The 22,099-nt window shown below is 69.1% G+C and carries 15 protein-coding genes; 14 read left to right on the top strand and 1 reads right to left on the bottom strand.

What is annotated here, in order from left to right; all coding sequences use genetic code 11:
* Positions 1-120: 120 nt before the first annotated feature.
* A complete protein-coding gene (locus H284_RS0108085; RefSeq protein ID WP_020075841.1) occupies positions 121-1,914 on the top strand; it encodes a DUF4832 domain-containing protein in 1,794 nt (597 codons plus the stop codon).
* A 51-nt stretch (positions 1,915-1,965) separates the two neighbouring features.
* On the opposite strand, the gene H284_RS0108080 is transcribed toward H284_RS0108085, so the two are convergent.
* The gene (locus H284_RS0108080) at positions 1,966-3,129 is read right to left on the bottom strand and encodes an ROK family transcriptional regulator (RefSeq protein ID WP_020075840.1); all 1,164 of its coding nucleotides are present in this window, start codon (positions 3,127-3,129) and stop codon (positions 1,966-1,968) included.
* 201 nt (positions 3,130-3,330) lie between these two features.
* On the opposite strand from H284_RS0108080, the gene H284_RS0108075 reads away from it, so the two are divergent.
* The 13 genes from H284_RS0108075 to H284_RS0108015 all read left to right on the top strand — a co-directional run bounded on the left by H284_RS0108075 (position 3,331) and on the right by H284_RS0108015 (position 22,085).
* Positions 3,331-4,257, top strand: coding sequence for a carbohydrate ABC transporter permease (locus H284_RS0108075; protein WP_018189511.1), 927 nt, complete (start codon positions 3,331-3,333; stop codon positions 4,255-4,257).
* Between the two features lie 9 nt (positions 4,258-4,266).
* On the top strand, positions 4,267-5,223 hold the full coding sequence (locus tag H284_RS0108070) for a carbohydrate ABC transporter permease (RefSeq protein ID WP_020075839.1): 957 nt from the start codon (positions 4,267-4,269) through the stop codon (positions 5,221-5,223).
* Between the two features lie 52 nt (positions 5,224-5,275).
* The gene (locus tag H284_RS0108065) at positions 5,276-6,616 is read left to right on the top strand and encodes an ABC transporter substrate-binding protein (protein WP_020075838.1); all 1,341 of its coding nucleotides are present in this window, start codon (positions 5,276-5,278) and stop codon (positions 6,614-6,616) included.
* A 75-nt stretch (positions 6,617-6,691) separates the two neighbouring features.
* Positions 6,692-8,194 (top strand): glycoside hydrolase family 36 protein, encoded by a 1,503-nt coding sequence (locus H284_RS0108060; RefSeq protein WP_020075837.1) that lies wholly within the window; start codon positions 6,692-6,694, stop codon positions 8,192-8,194.
* An 81-nt stretch (positions 8,195-8,275) separates the two neighbouring features.
* The gene (locus H284_RS0108055; RefSeq protein WP_020075836.1) at positions 8,276-9,445 is read left to right on the top strand and encodes a Gfo/Idh/MocA family protein; all 1,170 of its coding nucleotides are present in this window, start codon (positions 8,276-8,278) and stop codon (positions 9,443-9,445) included.
* A complete protein-coding gene (locus H284_RS0108050; protein WP_020075835.1) occupies positions 9,442-10,086 on the top strand; it encodes a hypothetical protein in 645 nt (214 codons plus the stop codon). Before H284_RS0108055 ends, H284_RS0108050 begins: the two co-directional genes overlap by 4 nt.
* Complete coding sequence (locus H284_RS0108045) at positions 10,083-11,873, top strand: DEAD/DEAH box helicase (protein ID WP_020075834.1); 1,791 nt, start codon at positions 10,083-10,085, stop codon at positions 11,871-11,873. The genes H284_RS0108050 and H284_RS0108045 overlap by 4 nt, the downstream gene beginning before the upstream one ends.
* 95 nt (positions 11,874-11,968) lie before the next feature.
* Positions 11,969-12,979 (top strand): LacI family DNA-binding transcriptional regulator, encoded by a 1,011-nt coding sequence (locus tag H284_RS0108040; RefSeq protein WP_231371121.1) that lies wholly within the window; start codon positions 11,969-11,971, stop codon positions 12,977-12,979.
* Positions 12,980-13,139: 160 nt separating this feature from the next.
* On the top strand, positions 13,140-14,468 hold the full coding sequence (locus tag H284_RS0108035) for an ABC transporter substrate-binding protein (RefSeq protein ID WP_020075833.1): 1,329 nt from the start codon (positions 13,140-13,142) through the stop codon (positions 14,466-14,468).
* 60 nt (positions 14,469-14,528) lie between these two features.
* Positions 14,529-15,440 carry a carbohydrate ABC transporter permease gene (locus H284_RS0108030; protein ID WP_020075832.1) on the top strand — a complete coding sequence of 304 codons (912 nt, stop codon included), beginning with the start codon at positions 14,529-14,531 and terminating at the stop codon, positions 15,438-15,440.
* Positions 15,437-16,333: a carbohydrate ABC transporter permease gene (locus H284_RS0108025; protein ID WP_020075831.1), complete on the top strand. Its 897-nt coding sequence runs from the start codon at positions 15,437-15,439 to the stop codon at positions 16,331-16,333. The genes H284_RS0108030 and H284_RS0108025 overlap by 4 nt, the downstream gene beginning before the upstream one ends.
* Positions 16,334-16,372: 39 nt before the next feature.
* Positions 16,373-17,467 carry a glycoside hydrolase family 130 protein gene (locus H284_RS0108020; RefSeq protein WP_020075830.1) on the top strand — a complete coding sequence of 365 codons (1,095 nt, stop codon included), beginning with the start codon at positions 16,373-16,375 and terminating at the stop codon, positions 17,465-17,467.
* A 31-nt stretch (positions 17,468-17,498) separates the two neighbouring features.
* Positions 17,499-22,085: a polysaccharide lyase family 8 super-sandwich domain-containing protein gene (locus H284_RS0108015; protein ID WP_020075829.1), complete on the top strand. Its 4,587-nt coding sequence runs from the start codon at positions 17,499-17,501 to the stop codon at positions 22,083-22,085.
* Positions 22,086-22,099 lie beyond the last annotated feature (14 nt).

Here is a 22,099-nt window from a genome sequence, read left to right as displayed (position 1 = left end):
CCGATCGCCAGTCACGCCGCCGTCTCCACTCCGACCACTATCGCACTCGTGATCATTGCGCATTATTACTGCAAGTTGCAGAATTATCGGACCACTCGTCATCGTTCAGAGAGGAACACCATGAAGAGGATCATCCCCGCGGTGATCGCGTCGCTGGCGCTCGCCGCAGCGGCCGTGATCGCGCCGGCGGTCGGAGCGGCGCCGACACCGCCCTCCACCGCAGGAACACCCGGCTGGACCGCGCTCGCCGCGGGTTCCGAGCCGCAATCCAATCCGCTCAAGGGCTTCATCCCGTACCAGGGGTCGTACTCGGCCTTCCCGTACACGATGGAATGGGCCTACTTCCCCGTCAACGCCGTCATGAGCGGGCCCAACACCTTCAACTGGTCGTCGGTCGACAGCGTGCTCAACGACATCGCATCGCGCGGACACCAGACGGCGTTCCGGTTCTACCTCGACTATCCGACCAAGCCGAGCGGCATCCCGCAGTACCTGCTCAACGGCGGGCTGGTGACGCACTCCTACAACGACTACGGCAACAACGGCGTCAGCGTCTCGCCGAACTACGACGACCCCAACCTGCGCACCGCCATGGACCAGTTCATCGCCGCGCTCGGCGCCCGATACGACGGTGACGCGCGCGTGGGCTTCGTCCAGGCGGGCCTCCTCGGGTTCTGGGGGGAGTGGCACACCTACCCGTACAACGGGACGAACGGCCAGCCGGACTGGTTCGCCTCGAGCGCGACGCAGGGCGAGATCCTCAACGACTTCGTCAACGCGTTCCACACCACGAAGCTCGAAGTGCGGCAGCCGAACACGCAGAACGCCTCCCTGCCGATCGGCTACCACGACGACTCGTTCGCCCTGGAGACGAAGACCAGCTCGCTGGGGTGGCACTTCATGGACAACATGGCCGCCGCGGGTGCGACGAACAAGTGGAAGACGCAGTCCATCGGCGGAGAGCTGCGGCCGGAGCTCCAGTCGTGCATCTTCAGCACGTCCGGGTGCCCGGTGATCGAGGACGGCGGGGACAACGACTTCCCCGGCAGCGTCAGCCAGACGCACGTGAGCTGGCTGCTGAACCAGTACGCCTTCCAGACCGGCTACTCGTCGTCGGACAAGCCGCGAGCCCTCGCCGGCGCGCAGTCGGTGGGCTACTCGCTGCGGGCCACGGAGGCGCTGGTGCCGGCGACGATCGCGACGGGGAGCAGCGCGTCCGTCGGGATCACGATCTCGAACATCGGGATCGCGCCCTTCTACTACAGCTGGCCGATCACCCTCGCCCTAGTGGATGCGTCGGGGGCGATCGTGAAGACGTCGACCACCTCCTGGCACGTCTCGGACATCGCGAGCGGTGCGTCCGCCCAGTTCACCGGGACCTTCCCGGCGAGCGGTGTCGCGAACGGCACGTACCGGATGGTCGCCCAGGTGACCAACCCGCTCAGCGGCGGCGCCCCGATCCGGTTCGCCAACGCGACACAGGACTCCGTGAAGTCCGGATGGCTCACGCTCGGCACGACGACGATCTCAACCGGCGGGTCGACCGCCGCCAGCTATGAAGCGGAGTCGGCGTCGAACACGCTCACCGGCACCGCGGTCGTGGCCTCGTGCTCAGGATGCTCCGGCGGCGCGAAGGTCGGCTACGTCGGCAACGGCGCGACGCTCGCCGTCACCGGGGTGACGGGCGGCGTGGCGAGCTTCCGCATCGCGTACGCCTCGGCGGTCGCGCGGACCGCGACGGTGAAGGTCGACAGCGGCACGGCCACCTCGGTCAGCTTCCCGGCGACGGCGGACTGGAACACGGTCGGCACAGTGACGGTGAACGTGGCCATCCCCTCAGGCGGTGGGCACACGATCACCATCGCCAACCCGACGGGATGGGCGCCCGACATCGATCGGATCACCACCGGCTGACGGCCACGGCGGCCTCGGGGAGTGCGCTCGCATCCCCGGGGCCGTCGTCGTTCAGCCCCGGAGCAGCGCCTGCGTCTCCGACGGGTTCGGGAACGACTCGCGCTCGCGCACGGCTCCGTCGAGCACAGCGGCGAGGTGGTCGGCCGCCAGGCTGATGCCGCCCATCGCAACCGCCTCGGAGCCGAGCGTGGAGGCGACGACGGTCGGCGCGAGCGGCACGATCGACCGCAGGGACTCCTCGAGCCGCGGCAGGAAGACGTCGGCGCTCGGAGAGCTTCCGCCGCCGATCACCAGGAGTTCGGGATCGATTGCCAGCGTCATCGCGGCCGCGCCCGTCGCCAGGTCGTCGGCGAACTCGCGGACGGCTTCGACCGCTGCGGGGTCGCCCGAGCGCGCCAGGTCGAAGATCTGCTCCCGGCTGGGCCGGGGGCTGCCCAGCACCGCCGCTCCGTACTGCTCGTTCAGCTCCGCCCAGCGCAGTTCCGGCATCTCGCCGACGATGCCGGCCGCGCCGTGGACGCCGCGGTGAACCCGGCCGTTGACGATGGAGGCGCCGCTCGTGCGGGCGCCGCAGAGAATGTAGACGACATCCGTGTGACCGCGGGCTGCTCCGATGGCGAGCTCCGCCTGCGCGCCGAGGGCCACATCCCCCTCGACCAGGACGGCGGCGTCGTACTCGCGCCGGAACCGCTCCCGCAGATCGAGGCCGATCCACCCCGGCATGCCGGTGCCGCCGAAGTGCAGCACCTGGCCCGTCGTGCTGATGGCACCGGGGGAGCCGACGGTGACCGCCCACAGGTCGGCCCGCGTGAGGCCGAGCTCGTCGAGCAGGTCGTCTCCGACCTGGAGTGCCGTCGCGATCCGCTTCTCTGCGGCATCCGACTCCGCCGTGGCCGTCGTGCGGTGTCCGCGCACGTGGCCGGTCAGGTCGGTGACGACGGCGTAGATGTGGTTGGCGCCGATGTCGAGCGCGAGGAAATGCCCGAGTCCGGGAGCCGGCCGGTAGGTGGCGGCCGGCCGGCCCAGGCGGCCGGCGGGGGCGCTGTCCGACCCGACGACCCAGCCGGCATCGGTCAGGTCGGTGATGATCGCGTCGATGGCGGTGCGGGACAGGCCGGAATCCGCTGCGAGGTCGCGCATCGTCTGGGGGCGCTCCAGCACGGCGCGCAGGATTCCCCACGAGTTCATCCGCCGCAGCAGAGAGCGGCTGCCCACGGCCGGTTCGACACCGCGGATAAGGGCCTCTCGAGCCATATGATCCTCACTCTTGCGCTTTATAACGGCAACTTGCATAATTAACCCGTCCACCCGACTTTACCGCGGATGGGCGAACCAACGGCCAGCGAATCGCTCGCGAACCGATCCACCCCTATCGCGCCAACGACGGCAGCACGCCCGCGGCGCCGAGAGGATGCCATGACAGCCCTGCTCCCGAGAGCCGCGCACCGGACGGGCGGCGCGCCGAGGGTACGACGCCGGCGGGACGACCGCAGAGTCGCCTGGCTCTTCATCGCGCCGGTCCTGATCGGATTCGCGGTCTTCTACCTGTACCCGACGGTCCGCGGAGTGTGGTGGTCGTTCACGGACTACAGCCTGCTGGGCGACCCGACGTTCGTCGGCCTGGAGAACTACACGGCCGTGCTCCAGGACAAGGAGTTCTGGAACTCGATGGGCGTCACGCTCTATTACGTGATCGTCAACGTGACGACGCAGACCGTCCTCGCGCTGCTCCTCGCGGCGCTGATGCACCGCCTCACGCGTTCCGTGATGCTGCGGACCACCCTGCTGCTGCCGTGGCTGGTACCCAACGTCACCGTCGGGTTGGTCTGGCTGTGGCTGCTCGACACCAACCTCGGGTTCGTGAACCACCTCATCACGTCGATGGGCTTCCCCGCGGTCGGCTTCTTCACCAACCCCGCCCTCGGCATCCCGACGATCTCGATCGTGAACACCTGGGCCTTCACCGGCTACACCGCTCTGCTGTTCTACGCGGGGATGCTGCAGATCCCGGCCGATCTGTACGAGAGCGCCTCGCTCGACGGAGCGGGGGAGTGGCGTCTGTTCACCCGCATCACGCTGCCGCTGCTGCGCCCGGTGATGGCCCTGGTGCTCGTCGTCTCGCTGATCGGCTCGTTCCAGATCTTCGACACGGTGGCGATCACCACGAAGGGAGGCCCGGTCAACGCGACACGGGTCATCTACTACTACATCTACCAACAGGCGTTCAACTTCTTCCACATGGGCTACGCCGCGACCATGGCGATCGTCCTGGTGGTCATCCTCGGCGTTCTCACGGCCGTCCAGCTGCGCCTCCTCCGCGCCTCCGAATCCCAGCTCGCCTAGGACCACACCATGACCATGACACGACCTGTGACACCCGTCCTCGCTCCCGGCGCGGAGCAGCCCGCCCGTCCCGCGCGCGACACCGTCCGCCGCCGCTTCTCCATCGGCCGCGCCCTCGGCTGGGCGGTCCTCATCATCTCGCTCGTCCTGACGCTGTTCCCGTTCTACTGGATGCTGAAGACGGCTCTCACACCCGCCGCCGACGTCATCCGGGACTCCGGCTCGCTCTTCCCCGGCAGCCCGACCCTGATCAACTTCGCCCGCGTGCTCGGCTTCCTCACCCCGGCGCAGGATCAGGCCGCCGGCGGATCCGGCGCGTCGATCAACTTCCTCCTCTACCTGTGGAACTCGATCATCTACTGCTCCCTCATCGGGTTCTTCCAGACGCTGTTCTGCGCGATGGGAGGGTACGCGTTCGCGCGGCTCCGGTTCCCCGGGCGCAACGCCCTGTTCGCCGTCCTCATCGCCGCGCTCATGGTCCCCGGCATCTTCACGCTGCTGCCGAACTTCGTGCTCGTCCGTGACCTGGGCCTCCTCAACAACCTCTTCGGGATGGTCGCGCCGAGCCTGCTGATGACCCCGTTCGCGCTCTTCTTCCTGCGCCAGTTCTTCCTCAACATCCCCGTGGATGTGGAGGAGGCGGCGATGCTCGACGGCGCGGGCAAGGCTCGCGTGTTCTGGCGCATCGCCCTCCCGATGAGCCGCGGTCCGCTCATCACGATCGGCCTCATCACCGTCGTCTGGGCGTGGAAGGACTACCTCTGGCCGCTCCTCATCGGGCGTGACGAGAGCGTCCGCACCATGACCGTCGCCCTCGGCGTGTACCTGCAGCAGTCGCCCAACACCCAGCCCGACTGGACCGGACTGATGGCCGGCTCGACGCTGTCCGTCATCCCCGTGCTCATCCTGCTCATCTTCCTCGGCCGGCGGATCGTCGAGTCGCTCAACTTCACCGGCATCAAATGACCAGCCCCACCTCCCCCATCCCGATGCACCACCCACACAGAGAGAGAAACCAATGACCAAGGTCCGTCGCGTCGCCGCCATAGCCGTCGCCGCCGCACTGCTCACCGGAGTCACCGCGTGTTCGTCCAGCGGGTCCGGCTCGAACGACAAGGTGACCCTGCAGTACTGGATGTGGGACGACACGCAGGTGCCCGCCTACCAGCAGTGCGCCGAGCAGTTCACCAAGGAGAACCCGAACATCACCATCAAGATCAGCCAGTCGGCCTGGGGCCAGTACTGGACGAATCTCTCGACCCAGATCGCGGCGGGCAGCGCCCCGGACGTGTGGGTGGACCAGGCGTCGTACTATCCGCAATTCGTCCAGGACAAGCAGATCGTCGACATCCAGCCGATGGTCGAGAAGGACAAGGTCGACCTCGGTCAGTACGTCGACGGCCTGGCGGACCTCTGGAAGGTCGGGGACGCCCGGTACGGGCTGCCGAAGGACTGGGACACGATGGGCCTCGTCTACAACAAGGCCGACCTGAAGGCCGCGGGCATCGACGAGGCGTCGCTGGCGGACCTGACGTGGAACCCGCAGGACGGTGGCACCTTCGAGCAGACCATCGCCAAGCTGACCGTCGACAAGAACGGCCACAACGGACTGGACCCCGCCTTCGACAAGAACAACGTCAAGGTCTACGGCTTCCTGCCGGAGTGGGCCGACGGATCGCAGGGCCAGAACGGCTGGGGCAACTTCGCCTACTCCAACGGCTGGACCTACGCCGACAAGAACCCGTTCGGGACGAAGTTCCACTACGGCGACTCCAAGCTCACCGAAACCGTCCAGTGGCTCGCCGACCTCTCCGACAAGGGCTATGCCCCGAAGCTCGACGTGCAGTCGACGCAGGCGCGCTCCGAGGTGCTCGCCAACAACGGCGGGGCTCTGACCACCCTCGGCTCGTTCAACCTCTCGTCGTACAAGGGCAAGACCGACCAGTTCGGTTTCGCGCCGCTCCCGATCGGCCCAGAGGGCAGGAAGTCCGCGATCAACGGCCTGTCCGACGCCATCTACGCGGGGAGCAAGCACAAGGACGAGGCCTGGAAGTGGGTCAAGTACCTCGCCTCGGCGGACTGCCAGAACACCGTTGCGGCCACCGGAGTCGTCTTCCCGGCCATCAAGGAGGCCTCCGAGAAGTCGGCGGAGGTGCGCGAGAAGGACGGCCTGAACGCCAAGGTCTTCCTCGACGAGCAGCAGGCGAAGGACGGCACGTTCATCATCCCGATCAGCTACCACGGCACCGAGATCAGCCAGATCGTTCAGGACGCGATCCAGAGCGTCGCCCTCGGCCAGCAGGACGCGAAGTCCGCGCTGGGCAAGGCGAACGACCAGGTCAACGCGCTGTTCAAGTAGCACATGAGCGGGGCGGCCACCGGGCCGCCCCGCCCCTCCGACCGGCCCCATGGCCCTTCCCCCAGAAAGCAGAGCATGCTGTACACCTTCGACTTCGCCGGCCTCCGCATCCCGGCCAACGTTTCGGGGCAACCGGAGGCGGTGCCGGGCGGCTTCGTCGTGCCGGCCGGTCCCGTCGCGCTCCTGCATCCTTTCGGCGACACCGAGTTCTACCGGCACGGCTGGAACTCCTGGAGCCCGTCCGGGTGGGCGCGGACCGACGGCGAGACCATCGGCATCAAGGACAGCCCGAACCGCCTGCTGACCGCGGACGACGCGGCCAACGAGACGCCGCACAGCCACTCGGGTGCGGCGGTCGGAGCCGTCACGGGCAGCGGCGGGGACGTTCTGCTGCTCGGCGCCCTCGGCCTCGGATCCCCGCGCGTCGGGGCCGACCGCAACGTGCTCTGGGGCCGCGCCGAGGACGACACCGCCGACTGGTTCGTCGCTTACGGACCCGAGCGGCAGGTGTTCGCCGACTACGCAGACCTGGTGTCGCAGCGCCTCGGCCGGCGGACCGGCCGGGCAGGAACGGTGTGGAGCAGCTGGTACTCGTTCTTCGAAGGGATCGACGAGGAGCTCGTCGCCCGGACCGTCGCAGACCTCGAGGGCTACCCGTTCGACGTCTTCCAGCTCGACGACGGATGGGAGCCGATCGTCGGCGACTGGACCGCCGGCCCGAAGTTCCCGTCCGGGATGGGCGCGACCGCCCGCACGATCGCCGACGCGGGGTTCACTCCCGGTCTGTGGCTGGCCCCGCTGATCGCCCTGCCCGGATCGGAGCTCGCGTGCAGCCGTCCCGACCTGCTGGTGCAGGGGGAGGACGGGCGTCCGCTGGTCACCGGCTACAACTGGGGCTCGCACTACTACTCGCTCGACACGACCCAGGACGAGGTCAAGGATCACCTGCGCGAGGTCTTCGAGACGGTCGTCGGCTGGGGCTACCGCTACCTCAAGCTCGACTTCATGTACGCCGGGGCGGTGGCGGGCGAGCGCAGCATCCCGCTTCACCGCGAGGCCGTCTACCGCGAGGCGGTGCAGCACATCCGCTCGGTGGTCGGGGACTCCGTGTACCTGCTGGGATGCGGCGTCCCGATGATCCCGAGCGTGGGCGTCTTCGACGGCGCCCGGGTGGGGCCGGACGTCGGCGCATTCTGGGACAACGCGGAGCGGGTCGGCGATCCCTCCGGAGTGGGCGCCCGCAATTCGATCGTGTCGTCCATCAACCGCACGTGGATGAAGCGGCTCTACGAGGTGGACCCCGACGCCGTCTACTTCCGCAGCACCCGCAGCCTGCTCGACGACGCCGAGCGGCAGGCGCTGCGGGACACGGCCGCGATCCTCGAGTTCCGGTCGACCTCCGACCCGATCGCCTGGCTGAACGACAGCGAGCGCGAGCAGCTGCGCCGGTACATGCTCGAGACCTCCGTCATCGAGCAGACCGGACGGTACGCGTTCCGCATCGACGGGCGCGACGTCGACCTGACCCCGATCGTGACAGGCGAGGCCGTGACGGACGCGGCCTCGCTCGTCGTCTAGACGTGGAGGCACGGCGCCCCTCACTTCCGCCGTGCCTCCACTGCCGCACCTGGAGAGAGCGTTCTGGAGAAAGATGGACCCATGGCAGACCTGAGGATCGGCGTCGTCGGCTTCGGCAATCGCGGGTCACTCGCCCGTGAGGCCCACCGTCCGGGCGCCGGTTCCCGCGTGGTCGCGGTGTGCGACCCCGCCGAGCGGGCGCGGGACGAGGCGTCCGCGGCATTCCCGGACGCCGTCGTGGCGGCGAGCCTGGACGAGCTCCTGGACGCCGGCGTCGACGCCGTCATGGTGCTGACCCCCGACCACCTGCACGCGACCGTCGCCATCCCGGCTCTCGAGGCGGGCGCCGCCGTGTTCTGCGAGAAGCCGCTCGCCATCTCGCTCGACGACTGCGATCGCATCCTCGACGCCGCACGCCGCACCGGCTCGCGGCTCTACGTGGGGCACAACATGCGGCACATGCCGGTGATCACCCTGATGCGCGACCTCATCTCCAGCGGCCGGATCGGGGAGGTCAAGGCGGTCTGGTGCCGGCATTTCGTGGGCAACGGCGGCGACTACTACTTCAAGGACTGGCACGCCGACCGGTCGCGGTCCGTCGGGCTGCTGCTCCAGAAGGGAGCGCACGATCTCGACGTCATCCACTGGCTGGCGGGCGGCTACTCGGCGCGTGTGAGCGGGGTCGGCGCGCTCGCCGTGTACGGCGCGATCGACGATCGGCGCGACCGCAGCGCGGAGCGGGTGGAGGAGTGGTTCAGCCTCGACAACTGGCCCCCGACCGCCGCTACCGGCCTCAATCCGGTCGTCGACGTCGAGGACATCTCGCAGGTGAACCTGGTGCTCGACAACGGAGTCCTCGGCTCCTATCAGCAGTGCCACTTCACCCCGGACTACTGGCGCAACTACACCGTGATCGGGACGGAGGGCCGGCTGGAGAACCTGGGTGACACCCCGGGATCCGAGGTGCGGCTCTGGAACCGGCGGCACGGCACCGCGGCTCCCGCAGACGAGACGTACCTGGTCCCTGACGCCGCGGGTGGACACGGCGGTGCGGACGCCCTGATGATCGCGGAGTTCGTCGCGTTCGCGCGCGACGGCGGTCCGACCCTGACGTCACCGGTCGCCGCGCGCCAGGCGGTCGCCGCCGGACTGCAGGCGACGGCCTCGATCCGCGGGGACGGCGGTCTGCTGCCGGTGCCGCCTCTGGACCCCGAACTCGTCGCCTACTTCGACGCGGGACAGCCGGCGTGACCCTGGATCGGGAGGACATCCTCGCGCTGCTGGGGGAGCGCCCGGGCGAAGCCGTCGCCGCCCTCGTGTCGGAAGGCATCCCGGCCGAGGTGGCGGAGGCGTCGCTGGCCGACATCCCGCGCAAGGTCGCGCTGTACGGCGACCTCGTCGACGACGACTGGCTGCGGCAGGTGCTGTCCGGGAGGGTGCTCGCGCTCGGCCGCCTGCAGTTCGAACGCGAAACCGGCCCGCATGGCCGGCACATCCACATCCCGGAGACCGGTCGTCTCGATCCCGCGCAGGTGGATGCCTCGCTGGCCTGGGCGGCGCGATACTTCGACGATGGTTCGCCGTTCGTCTGCGAGAGCTGGATGCTCGACCCGGCGCTGCGGCAGCTGCCGCCGACCTCGAACGTCCGCCGCTTCGCGGCGCGCTTCGACGTGACGCCCGCGCCGCGCACGACGGAGGGCGCGCGCTCGCTGGCGAAGTTCGTCTTCCGGTCGACTCCGGAGGAGGTGCTGTCGCTCCCTCTCGCGGAGGGCGCGACCGCCGTCGAGCGGATCGCCTACGCTGCGCTCACGGGCGACGGCGTGTGGTCGGAGCCGCTCGGCGTGCTTCGCCACGCCGAGAATCGGCCCCCGGGGACTACCGTGGGACAGTGACCACGCCAGATTCCGCACACAGCGGCTCCGAAACCGCCGACGATGCTCCGACCTTCTCGTCGTTAGGGCTGGATGGGGCCGTCCTGAAGGCTCTGAAGGATGTCGGCTACGAGACGCCGTCCGCCATCCAGGCCGCCACCATCCCGCCGCTGCTGCAGGGCCGCGACGTCGTCGGTCTCGCTCAGACGGGAACCGGCAAGACGGCGGCCTTCGCGCTGCCGATCCTGTCTCGCCTCGACCTGTCGCAGAAGAGTCCGCAGGCGCTCGTGCTCGCCCCGACGCGCGAGCTCGCGCTGCAGGTGGCGGAGGCGTTCGAGAGCTACGCGACCCACCTGAAGGGGGTGCACCTGCTGCCGGTCTACGGCGGGCAGGGATACGGGGTGCAGCTGTCCGCGCTGCGCCGCGGCGTCCACATCGTCGTCGGAACGCCCGGACGCATCATGGACCACCTGGAGAAGGGGACCCTCGACCTCTCCCAGCTGAAGTACCTGGTGCTCGACGAGGCCGACGAGATGCTGAAGATGGGGTTCGCGGAGGATGTGGAGACCATCCTCGCCGACACCCCGGACGACAAGCAGGTCGCCCTCTTCTCGGCGACGATGCCCGCGCAGATCCGGCGCATCTCCAAGAAGTACCTGCACGATCCGGAAGAGATCACCGTCAAGTCGAAGACGACGACGTCGGCGAACACCACGCAGCGCTACCTCGTCGTCTCGTACTCGCAGAAGGTCGACGCGCTCACGCGCATCCTCGAGGTGGAGAACTTCGAGGGGATGATCATCTTCGTCCGCACCAAGAACGAGACGGAGACGCTCGCGGAGCGGCTGCGCGCACGCGGCTACTCGGCCGCGGCCATCAACGGCGACGTCGCGCAGGCCCAGCGGGAGCGCACGGTCGACCAGCTCAAGTCCGGCAAGCTGGACATCCTGGTCGCCACCGACGTCGCGGCGCGCGGCCTCGACGTCGAGCGCATCAGCCATGTCGTCAACTTCGACATCCCGGTCGACACCGAGTCGTACGTGCACCGCATCGGCCGCACCGGACGCGCAGGCAGGAGCGGCGCGGCGATCAGCTTCGTGACGCCCCGCGAACGCCGGCTCCTGACCGCGATCGAGAAGGCCACGCGCCAGCCGCTGACACAGATGCAGCTGCCCAGCGTCGACGACGTGAACGTCACCCGTCTCGCCCGCTTCGACGACGCCATCACCCAGGCGCTTGCCCAGGAGGACCGGATCTCGCGCTTCCGCGAGATCATCGCCCACTACGTCGAGCACCACGATGTGCCGGAGACGGATGTGGCGGCGGCGCTCGCCGTCGTCGCTCAGGGCGACGAGCCGCTCCTGCTCAGCGAACGGGACGAGCTGTCGCAGCCGGTGGAGCGCGAGACGCGCGGCGACCGTGCCGGCGGCGCCGACCGCGCGGGTGGCCGGGGCGCTCGCGGCGACCGTTCCGACCGTCCGGCGCGACGGGAGCGGAACGACACTCCCATGGCGCCGTACCGCCTCGAGGTGGGCAAGCGTCAGAAGGTGGAGCCGCGCCAGATCGTCGGTGCGCTCGCCAACGAGGGCGGCCTGAGCCGCGAGGACTTCGGGCACATCCGGATCATGCCCGACTTCTCCATCGTCGAGCTGCCGGCCGACCTGCCGGGCGACACGCTCTCCCGGCTCTCGGGCACGCGGATCGGCGGCAAGCTCATCCAGCTCCGTCCCGATCGCGGGCGAGGCGGCAGTCGGTCCGGCTCGTGGCAGGACGACGACCGGCCGCCGCGCAAGCCGCGGCGCGGCTGAGGGCGGCTGAGGAGCGCCCGCCGCCCTCTTCGGCATAGGATGTCCGTCGCTCGATGCAGGGCGGAAGGCGAGGCGGGTCGGTGGGTGATGAGCGGGTGACGATCGTCGACGTCGCGAACAAAGCCGGCGTCGCGATCAGCTCCGTCTCGAGCGCGCTCAACGGGCGGCCCGGGGTCTCGGACGTCACGCGCGAGCGCATCATCCGGATCGCGTCGGAACTCGGCTTCGTCCCCTCGCTCCGGGCCAAGAGCCTGTCCGGGCGGCGCGCGTTCACGGTCGGGCTCGTCCTGCACCGGGATCCGGATGTGCTCGAGCTCGACCCGTTCTTCGGCGGGTTCATCGGCGGCATCGAGGATGCGATTGATCCCCGCGGGTATGCGCTCGTCCTCCAGATCAGCGCGGAATCCGACAAGGTGCTCCAGCGGTACGAGAAGCTCGCGGCCGACCGTCGCGTCGACGGCGTGTTCATCAACGACCTGGAGGTCGACGACCCGCGCATCGCGTTGGTCCAGCGGCTCGGGCTCCCCGCCGTCGCCATCAACCCGGGCAGCGGCTTCCCGATCCCCGCGGTGCGCGAGGACCCCGACGCCGGGATCCGGGCCACCCTCCGGCACCTGGTCGACCTCGGGCACCGGCGCATCGCCTACGTCAGCGGCCGCCCGAACATGACGCACTCGGTGGAGCGCGAGAACTCCTGGCGTGCGGGGCTGCGCGAGCTGGGGCTGGAGCCCGGACCGGTGGTCCCCGGCGAGTTCACCTACCTCGGCGGGGCGGCTGCCGCATCCATCCTGCTCGACTCGGCCGACCCGCCGACCGCGGTGATGTGCGCGAACGACCTGTCGGCCATCGGCCTCATCGCCCAGGCGCAGCACCTCGGCGTGGATGTGCCGGGCCAGCTGTCGGTCGCCGGCTTCGACGACATCCGGCTCGGCACCTACGTTCGGCCGTCCCTCACCACGGTGCACACCTCGCCGCGGACACTGGGGAGGGAGTCGGGCAGGATGCTCGTCGACCTGATCGAGGAGGGCGTCGTCGACGACGTCCGGATCCCCGACGCCGAGATGATCGTCCGCGATTCGACGGGGCCGGCGCGCGCGCAGCGCTGATCGCGATCGGGCGGTGTGCTCGGTCGGGCTTGCATTTGCATGCCGGGGCGTGCCACCATGTCGTCACCGAAACGTTTCGGTAACCTGCGCTTGCAGAACCGAAACGTTTTTGTACCCGATACACCTGCACACATCCCGAAACTCGACGAGGAGACAACACATGGCAACGAAGAGGTTGCGCGGCGCGACCCTGGGCCGGCGGCTGATCGCCGGCGCGGTCGCCGCAGCCACGATCGGCGCACTCGCCGCCTGCTCCAGCGGCGGCGGATCGACAGATGGAGAGCCGAGCGGGAAGCTGCAGCTTCTCGTCTCGAGCAGCGACGCCACGGACGCCGGCTTCCGGGCGATCAACGAGGCCTTCGAGAAGCAGTACCCGAAGGTGGACGTCGTCTTCTCCACCGTCTCGAACGACAACTACCCCGCGACCAAGTCGTCGCGCCTCACGGCGGGCAACCTCGACCTCTTCGTCGTGAAGGGCCTCATGGAGACGCCGTCGTACGCGAAGGACGCGGCCACCGATGACGCTCGTCTCGCCAAGGCGGGCGGCCTGGTCGACCTCACGGGCGAGTCGTTCCTCAAGCAGTACACGCCGACCCTGCTCGAAACGCAGGCGATCGACGGAAAGCAGTACGCGGTCCCGACCGGCGTCAGCTACTACACGGGCGTCTTCTACAACAAGAAGATCTTCGCCGACAACGGGCTCACGATCCCGACGACCTGGAGCGAGTTCACCGCAGTGGTCGACGCGCTCAAGGCCAAGGGCGTCACGCCGTTCGGCATGGGTGGAAAGGACAGCTGGCCCGCCGGACTGCCGATGCTCGCCTCCGTCACGGCGAACTACCCGACGCTCGCCGACAAGCAGCAGCTGGCCAAGGACCTCTGGACGAACAAGGCCAAGCTCACCGACCCGACCGAGGTCAAGGTGCTGAAGCAGACCGAGTACGTGCTGCAGAACTCGCAGGAGGGAGCTGCGGGAGCCGACTACACGTCCATCCCGTCGGGCTTCGCTGCGGGCGACTTCGCGATGACGGTCGACGGCACCTGGGACCAGCCGACGATCGACGCGGCCGTCGCCAAGAAGTTCGACTACGGGTACTTCCCGTTCCCGGGTTCCGACAACGCGGCGGACAACGCCCTGCTCAACGGCAAGACGGAGCTCCAGCTGGCCGTCCCGACCTCGGCGAAGAACAAGACGGCGGCGCTCGCGTGGCTGAAGTTCTTCTCCGACAAGAAGAACTACGAGCTGTTCCTGCAGAAGTCCGGCTTCTCGTCGGCTCAGCCCGGCATCTCCACCAGCGCGTTCCTCCAGTCGATCGGCGACTACACCAAGTCGTACGAGCCCGCCTGGGACCAGGTCTGGTTCGCCAACAACAAGGCGGGCCAGGACGCGGTCTTCCCGTTCAACTACCCGGCGCTGAGCCCGCTCGGCTCCGCAACGCCCGAGCAGGCCGCCGAGGCCGCGCAGAAGGCGTGGTCGGCCGCCGGCTGATCCTCTGTCGGGACGGTGGCCGGCCAAGCGCCGGCCACCCTCCCGGGAGTCGAGAGACACATGACTGAATCGTTCCCCTTCCCCCGCCGCACGCCCGTCCGCGTCACCTTCGGGCTCGGGATGCTGCTGCTGGGCATCTTCGGCTTCGTTCCGGCGGTCGGCGTGCTGATCGCCTCGCTCACCGACCTGCGCGGCCTCCCCGGCCTCCCGATCAACTTCGTCGGCCTGCAGAACTACATCGACTTCTTCTCGCCCGCCAAGTGGGCAGACAGCGCGAACGCCCTGCGCAACACGATCATCTTCGCCGTCGTGAGCACGGTGCTGCAGATCGTCGTCGCCCTGGCCGTCGCGGTGCTCCTCAACCGCCGGCTGAAGGGCCGCGACTTCTATCGGGCCGTGGTGTTCATGCCCACGATCCTGGGCGTGACGGTCACGGGGCTGGTCTGGTCGCTGATCTTCAACGTGAGCGGCGGACCGGCCGCATCCCTGCTCGGCCTCTTCGGCGGCCATTCCGCGTTCTTCGGCGACCCGAAGCTCGCGCTTGCCCTGGTGATCCTCGTCCAGGTCTGGATGGTGCTCGGCGTCTCGGTCATCATCTTCCTGTCCGGCCTCCAGGCCGTCCCGGAGGAGCTCAACGAGGCGGCGGAGATCGACGGGGCGAGCGGCTGGCAGCGCTTCCGCAGCATCACCGTCCCCCTGCTGGCGCCGTCCATCACCGCGAACGTCCTCCTGGGGATCGTCAACGCGCTCCAGAGCTACCAGCTCATCTACGTGCTCAGCGGTCCGAACAACCGCTCAACCCAGGTGCTCTCCCTGCTCGTGTACGTCCAGGGCTTCGGCGGCGCCTCGGGGACGACGCTGTCGCAGTCGCAGGGCTATGCGGCGGCCGTATCGATGGTCCAGTTCTTCCTGGTGGCCATCGTCTCGATCATCGCTCTGCTGATTCTCCGCCGACGGGAGGCGAGACTGTGACGACCACCACCGAACAGGTGACGACCCCGACGACCGAGTCGCTGCCGGAGGCATCCGGCCCACGCCGTGCCACGGTGCCGCGCCGTCGCCGGCGCCGGCCGATCGGCGCGTACATCTGCGCGCTCATCCTCATGGTCGTGTTCCTCTTCCCGCTGCTCTACCTGCTCAACACCGCGCTGAAGTCGCAAGCCGAGTTCGTCGCGAACCCGGTCGGGATCGTCTCCAACCCGCAGTGGGGCAACTTCGCGACCGCGTGGGAGAAGGGCGACTTCGGCGCGTACATCCTCAACAGCGTCCTCTACACGGCGGCCGGGTCGGCGATCGGCACCCTCCTCACCCTGGTGCTGGCGTTCCCCGTCGCACGCGGGTACATCCGCGGTGCGAAGTACTGGTCCATCGTCTTCGTTCTGGTGCTGTTCCTGCCCAACGCCCTGATCACCCAGTTCCAGCTGCTGCTGCGGCTCGGGCTCTACGACACGCAGCTCGGGTACATCCTGCTGGTCGGTGTGGGTGTCGGCGTCGGGCCCCTGCTGCTGAGCGGATTCGTGAAGTCCATCCCGCGCGAGCTCGACGAAGCGGCCGCGATGGACGGCGTCGGCTACTGGCGCTACCTCTTCACGTTCATCCTGCCGCTGGCCCGGCCGGCGCTGGTGACCGTGTTCATCCTGCAGGCCGTGTGGATCTGGAACGAGATCATCCTCGCGACCGTCCTGCTCGCCGACCCCACCAAGTTCCCGGTGACCGTCGGGCTCTACGCCTTCAAGGGGACGTACGGCAACCAGTGGCCGCTGCTCGCGGCCGCGACCTTCATCGTCGCGGCCCCGCTCATCGTCGGCTACATCTTCATCCAGCGCTACCTGGTCAACGGCGTCGTCGGCGCCGTCAAGGGCTGACCCCGTCCACGCATCACCCCATCCGCTAGAGAGGTCCTGTTGTCCACCACCACCCCCGCCCGCACCACCGCCGTCGCCATCCCGTACGCACTGGAGCGCATCGGCATCGTCATGGAGCCCGACCCGGCCGACCCGCGCCAGGTCGAGGGCGTGCTGAACCCCGCGACCGTGCAGGACCCGGACGGCACGGTGCACCTGTTCCCGCGGCTGGTCGCCGAGCAGAACGTGTCGCGGATCGGGCGGGCGCGTGTCGTCGTGACCGACGGTGTGCCGACCGGCGTCGCGGACCTCGAGATCGCCCTCCAGGCGCAGCGGGGATGGGAGCACGGCACGGCCCACGGCGGCGTCGAGGACCCGCGCATCACCCCGCTGAACGACCTCGGCATCCACGTGATGAGCTACGTCGCGTTCGGGCCGCTCGGACCGAAGCCCGCTCTCGCCGTGTCGACCGACGGCCGCGAGTGGAGGCGGCTCGGCCCCATCCAGTTCGCCTACGACGACGCCCTCGACACCGACCTCAACCTCTTTCCGAACAAGGACGTCGTGTTCTTCCCGGAGGTCGTGCCCGACCCGGAGGGCCGCCCGAGCTTTGCCATGCTGCACCGGCCCATGTGGGACTTCGGGTTCGTCCGGCCGGAGGAGCAGCCGCCGCTTCCGGCGGGCGTGACGGACGACCGCGCGAGCATCTGGATCTCCTACGTGCCGGTGGACGACGCCGTGCAGGACATCACGGCGCTCACCCGCCCCGGCGGCCACCGCTTCGTCGCAGGCCCCGAATACGAGTGGGAGGCCCTGAAGATCGGCGCCGGCCCCGCTCCGCTGCGGGTACCCGAGGGCTGGCTGCTGCTCCACCACGGCGTCACCGGCAGCCTGCCGGGCGGATCGTTTGTGCCCCAGGCATTCACCGTCCGCTACGTGGTCGGCGCCATGCTCCTCGACGCCGACGACCCCTCGCGCGTGCTCGCCCGCACGAGCGAGCCCCTGATGGCCCCGGAGACCGCGGACGAGACCGCGGGAACCGTGGCGAACGTCCTGTTCCCCACGGCGATCGAGAAGATCGACGGAGAGCATGTCGTCTTCTACGGCGCAGCCGACACGCGGATCTGCGTCGCCCGGCTCGTCCGCATCCCCTGACCCACCTCCAGCGAACAAGGAGTCCAACGCAATGACGCGTCATCCCGAAGACCCGAACGCTCCACGTCCAACGCTCCTCCGCCGCTCGCGCCTCTCGGCGTTCGTGGCCTTCCTCGTCGCAGCCCTCCTGAGCGCGGCCGGTCTCGCAGCGCCCGCCCAGGCGGCGGACCTGCAGACAGACGTCTCCACGATCGTCACCCGGCTGCAGGACTACTACCTGAGCCAGGGGGATGAGGTGCAGATCGCCAACGGCATCTACCTGGCGCAGACCAGCAACGCGCTCGATTACGTCGCTTCGCAGAACGCGGACGGCTCGTGGTCGGACGTGAACTATCAGGACACGACGAGCTCGGCGAACGGCAAGACCTGGGATGCCTACAAGGCGCTCTACCGGATGGTCGCCATCGCCCAGGCCTACCGCGAGACGTCGGCGAAGGGTTACCACGACCCCGCGCTGATCGCCGCGGAGGAACGCGCGCTCGCGTACTGGGATCAGGTGAACCCGGGGAACACGAACTGGTGGGAGACCGAGATCGGCGAGTCGATCGCGATGGGTCGCATCTCGATCTTCGTCGGCGACGAGCTGAGCGCCGATGCCGCAGCTCTGGCGATCAAGCACAACCAGGGCAAGCTGGACCCGGCCGGCGCGAACGGCGCCTGGCGCACCTCCGACTACCTGTACAAGGCGCTCGCCACCCGCGACGCCGCCGCGATCACGGCGGGATTCGCCACGATGGTGCAGACGGTGGCGGTCGACGACTCGGGCACCGTGCAGGAGGCGGTGCAGCCGGACTCGACGTTCTGGGCGCACGGCGCGCAGCTCTACAGCGAGGGCTACGGGATGGCCCTGTTCACCATGGTGGCGATGTGGGCGGACTCCGCCCGCGGCACGAGCCTGGCCTTCACCCGCGACCAGCTGGACACGATCGCGTTCTACATCGTCGACGGCACCCGCTGGCTGATCCGCGGCGAGATCGAGATGCTGTACCTCCTCTACCGGCCGGCGACCACGGTCGACGGGATCACGAGCTACGGCGCCGTCTTCCTGGATCCGCTCGACCGGATGGCGCGCACCGACCCGCTCTACGCGACGGCCTACCGGCAGATGGCCGACAACATCCGCGGGAAGACGGCCGGCAACGGCGTCACCGGCGACAAGTACTTCTGGCGCTCCGAGTTCTCCTCGCACCAGCGGGCGGACTACGGCATCGTGACCGGTCTGAACTCGAGCAGGACGGTGGGAAGCGAGTACCGCTCCACCCTCCGCAAGGACGTCGGCAACGAGATCGTCTGGAATCGCACAGGCACGACGGCGATCCAGGTGACGAACAAGGAGTACACCGACCTCGGGCCGGCGTTCGACTGGTATCACTACCCCGGCACGACCGTGCCCTACGTGAAGGAGACCACGCTCGGCAAGGACGGCCGCTCCGCCAATGGCGGCGCGTTCACCGGCGGCGTCTCGGACGGCACCTACGGTGCGAGCGTGGAGAGCCTCGACCGCGCGGGCACGCAGGCGCAGAAGAGCTACTACTACTTCGACGACGAGGTGGTGGCGCTCGGCGCGGGCATCCAGTCGTCCTCGACCGCGCCCATCCACACCACCGTCAACCAGGTCGCCGCGAAGGACAACGCCTCGGTCGACGGTCAGAAGGTCGCGCCCGGCACCGACGGGAAGGTCGTCGCCGATCCGTCGTGGGCCTATAACGACAAGGTCGGGTACGTGTTCCCGTCCGACCAGGCGGTGACCGTGTCCGACAAGACGCAGACGGGCAGCTACTACGGCGACCAGCCGGAGAGCCACGACGCGTTCACGCTGTACTTCGATCACGGGACGACGCCCAGCGGCGCCGGATACCAGTACATCGTGCTGCCGGCGAAGTCGGCAGCGCAGACCCAGGCCTACGCGGCGAACCCCGCCGTGAAGATCCTCCGCAACGACACCTCGGTGCAGGCGGTGCAGCATCCCGGCCTCAAGCGGACGATGGCGACCTTCTACCGCGCCGGCTCGCTCGACCTCGGCGACGGCCGCACGCTCTCGGTGAGCCAGCCGAGCATCGTGATGCTCGACGAGTCCTCCGGCACCCCGGTCGTGAGTCTGTCGAACCCCAGCCAGCCCGGCCTGCTCGTGGATGTGGCGCTGAGCGGGGGCGCGTCGGCGTCGCGCGGCACCTTCGTGCTCGGCACCGGTGCGAACCTCGGGAAGACCGTCACGGAGCCGCTGGTAACGGACGACTCGGACGGCTCGCCCTACACGGCGAGCGGTTCGGTCGCGGGCCACGGCCCCTCGCGTGCGGGTGACGCCGACCAGACGACCGCGTGGCAGTCGTCCGGTGCGGCCCCGTGGCTGAGCCAGCGGCTCGCCGCCGGCACGTACGCCATGGGCGCGGACATCGACTGGGGCGCCGACTACGCCACGCGCTTCCTCGTCCAGACCTCTCTGGACGGGACGACCTGGACCGATCAGTCGCTGGTCCAGAACGGCACGGGAGGACACCAGCACGTCGACTTCCCGGCGGTCGCGGCGAACTTCGTCCGCATCCTGCCCCTGGACGGCCCGGGAGGCGGCTCCTACTCGGTGACCGAGTTCGCGGCGTTCGCCCGCGCGAACCTCGCCCTCGGTGCGCCCACCACCGCCTCCGATGGGACGAGCCCGGCGAGCGCGACCGACGGGAACGCGACCACCCGCTGGATCGCCGACAGGACCGGATCGCCGGATACCTCGTGGCTCCAGGTCGACCTCGGCAGCATCCGGAAGATCGGCGCCGCGAGGCTGTTCTGGGAGGCGTCCTACGCCAGCCAGTACAAGATCCAGGTCTCGGATGACGGCAGCACCTGGCGCGACGCCTACACGACGCCCGCCGCCGGAAGCGATGGCGGCACCGACCTCGTCGCGCTCAACGCGACAGGACGCTACGTCCGGATGCAGACCGTGAAGCGGGCGCTCACCACCTACGGCGTCTCGGTGTGGGAGTTCGAGGTGTTCGGCGACAGCGCCATCACCACTGCGCCCGCATCGGCCGGGCGGGTGAACCTCGCTCTCGGGAAGCCCACCACAGCGGACAGCGTGTACAACAACCTTGCGAACGTGCAGGCTCCGGCGGCGACGGACGGCTCGAAGACCACAAAGTGGTCCTCCGCCCGACCCTCCGGCACGGCGCCGTACACCAACCGCAACTGGCTGCAGGTCGACCTCGGCACGGTCCGTCCGGTGTCTCAGGCGGTCGTCGAGTGGGAGAGCGGCAACTCGACCGACTACCAGCTCGAGGGATCGGTGAACGGAAGCGACTGGACGCCGCTGGCCCGCGTGCAGAACACCGGCACCGCCGACCACCGCCGTGACACCACCTCGTTCCCGACGGCAGAAGTGCGGTACGTCCGCGTCATCGGGTCGCCGGCGACCAAGTACGGACTCAACATCTGGGAGTTCGAGGTGTACGGCGGCTACAGCCTGGCGTGCCCGGCGCCGGTGAACGCGGACAGGGACAGCACCAGCACCCTCGCCGCGACCGTCACCCCGCTCGTCGACGGCGACTCCTTCACGGCGTACTCGCTCGACCCGTCCGTCGCGGCGGTGGTGTCCGCACCCCAGGCGGCCGCCGATGGCACGGTCTCCGTCGGCCTGAAGACCGGGGCGCCCGGCACCACGTCCGTCGTGCTCGTGCACAGTGCAGGGGACGAGTTCGTCCGCTGCCCGGTCACGGTGGCGGTCGACAAGAGCGCTCTGCAGGCACAGGTGGATCGGGCCAACGGTCTCGACAGCACGGTGTACACGCCGGCCACCTGGTCGCCCGTGCTGCCCGCGCTGGAGGCCGCGAAGGCGACGCTCACGGCGGCCGACGCCACACAGCCCGCGATCGACGCGAGCACCGCTGCGCTGAAGGCGGCTCTCGACGGTCTGCGCGCCACCGCCGTCGTCAGCGCACCCGCTGTCAGCACGAAGTGGGGGACGGCGGCGACGGTCACCGTCACGGTCACCTCACCGCTCCCGGTCTCCGGGAAGGTCGCTCTCACCGAGGGGGACAAGGACCGCGGGGTCGCATCCCTGACGGGCGGTGTCGCCACGTTCACCCTGCCGCCTGGTCTCGCAGCGGGCGACCACGTGCTGACCGCGACCTACAGCGGCAGCGACACGGTCGCCGGTGCCAGCACGACGCTGACCGTCACCGTGGTGCTGCCTGCCGCCTGGAGCAAGACGACGTCCTACAAGACGGGCGACATCGTCAGCTACAAGGGTTCCGTCTACAAGGCGGGGTGGTCCACGAAGGGCGAGCAGCCCGGGCTCAGCAACACCGGAGCCTGGCAGGAACTGGCGATGACCGAGAGCGGTGCCGCCGTGTGGACGCCGTCCCGCGTCTTCGCTGCGGGTGACACCGTCGTGTACCAGGGCAAGACCTTCCTGGCCGGCTGGTACAGCCGTGGCGATGTCCCGGGGTCGGTGACGGGACCGTGGCAGGAGATGGCCACCGCACCGGACGGCACCGCGCTGTGGACGCCGTCGCGCATCTTCACCGCGGGCGACCGGGCCAGCTACAAGGGCGTCGTCTACGTCGCGAAGTGGTGGACCCGCAACCAGGCTCCGGGTGACGTCAACGGCCCGTGGGCCGTGGCGCGGTAGGGGACGGGGCGCCG

Source organism: Cryocola sp. 340MFSha3.1, from assembly GCF_000383315.1.
Classification (GTDB): domain Bacteria; phylum Actinomycetota; class Actinomycetes; order Actinomycetales; family Microbacteriaceae; genus Leifsonia.
The sequence above is the reverse complement of the archived record's forward strand: the minus strand, read 5'-3'. Positions and strand labels throughout refer to the sequence as shown.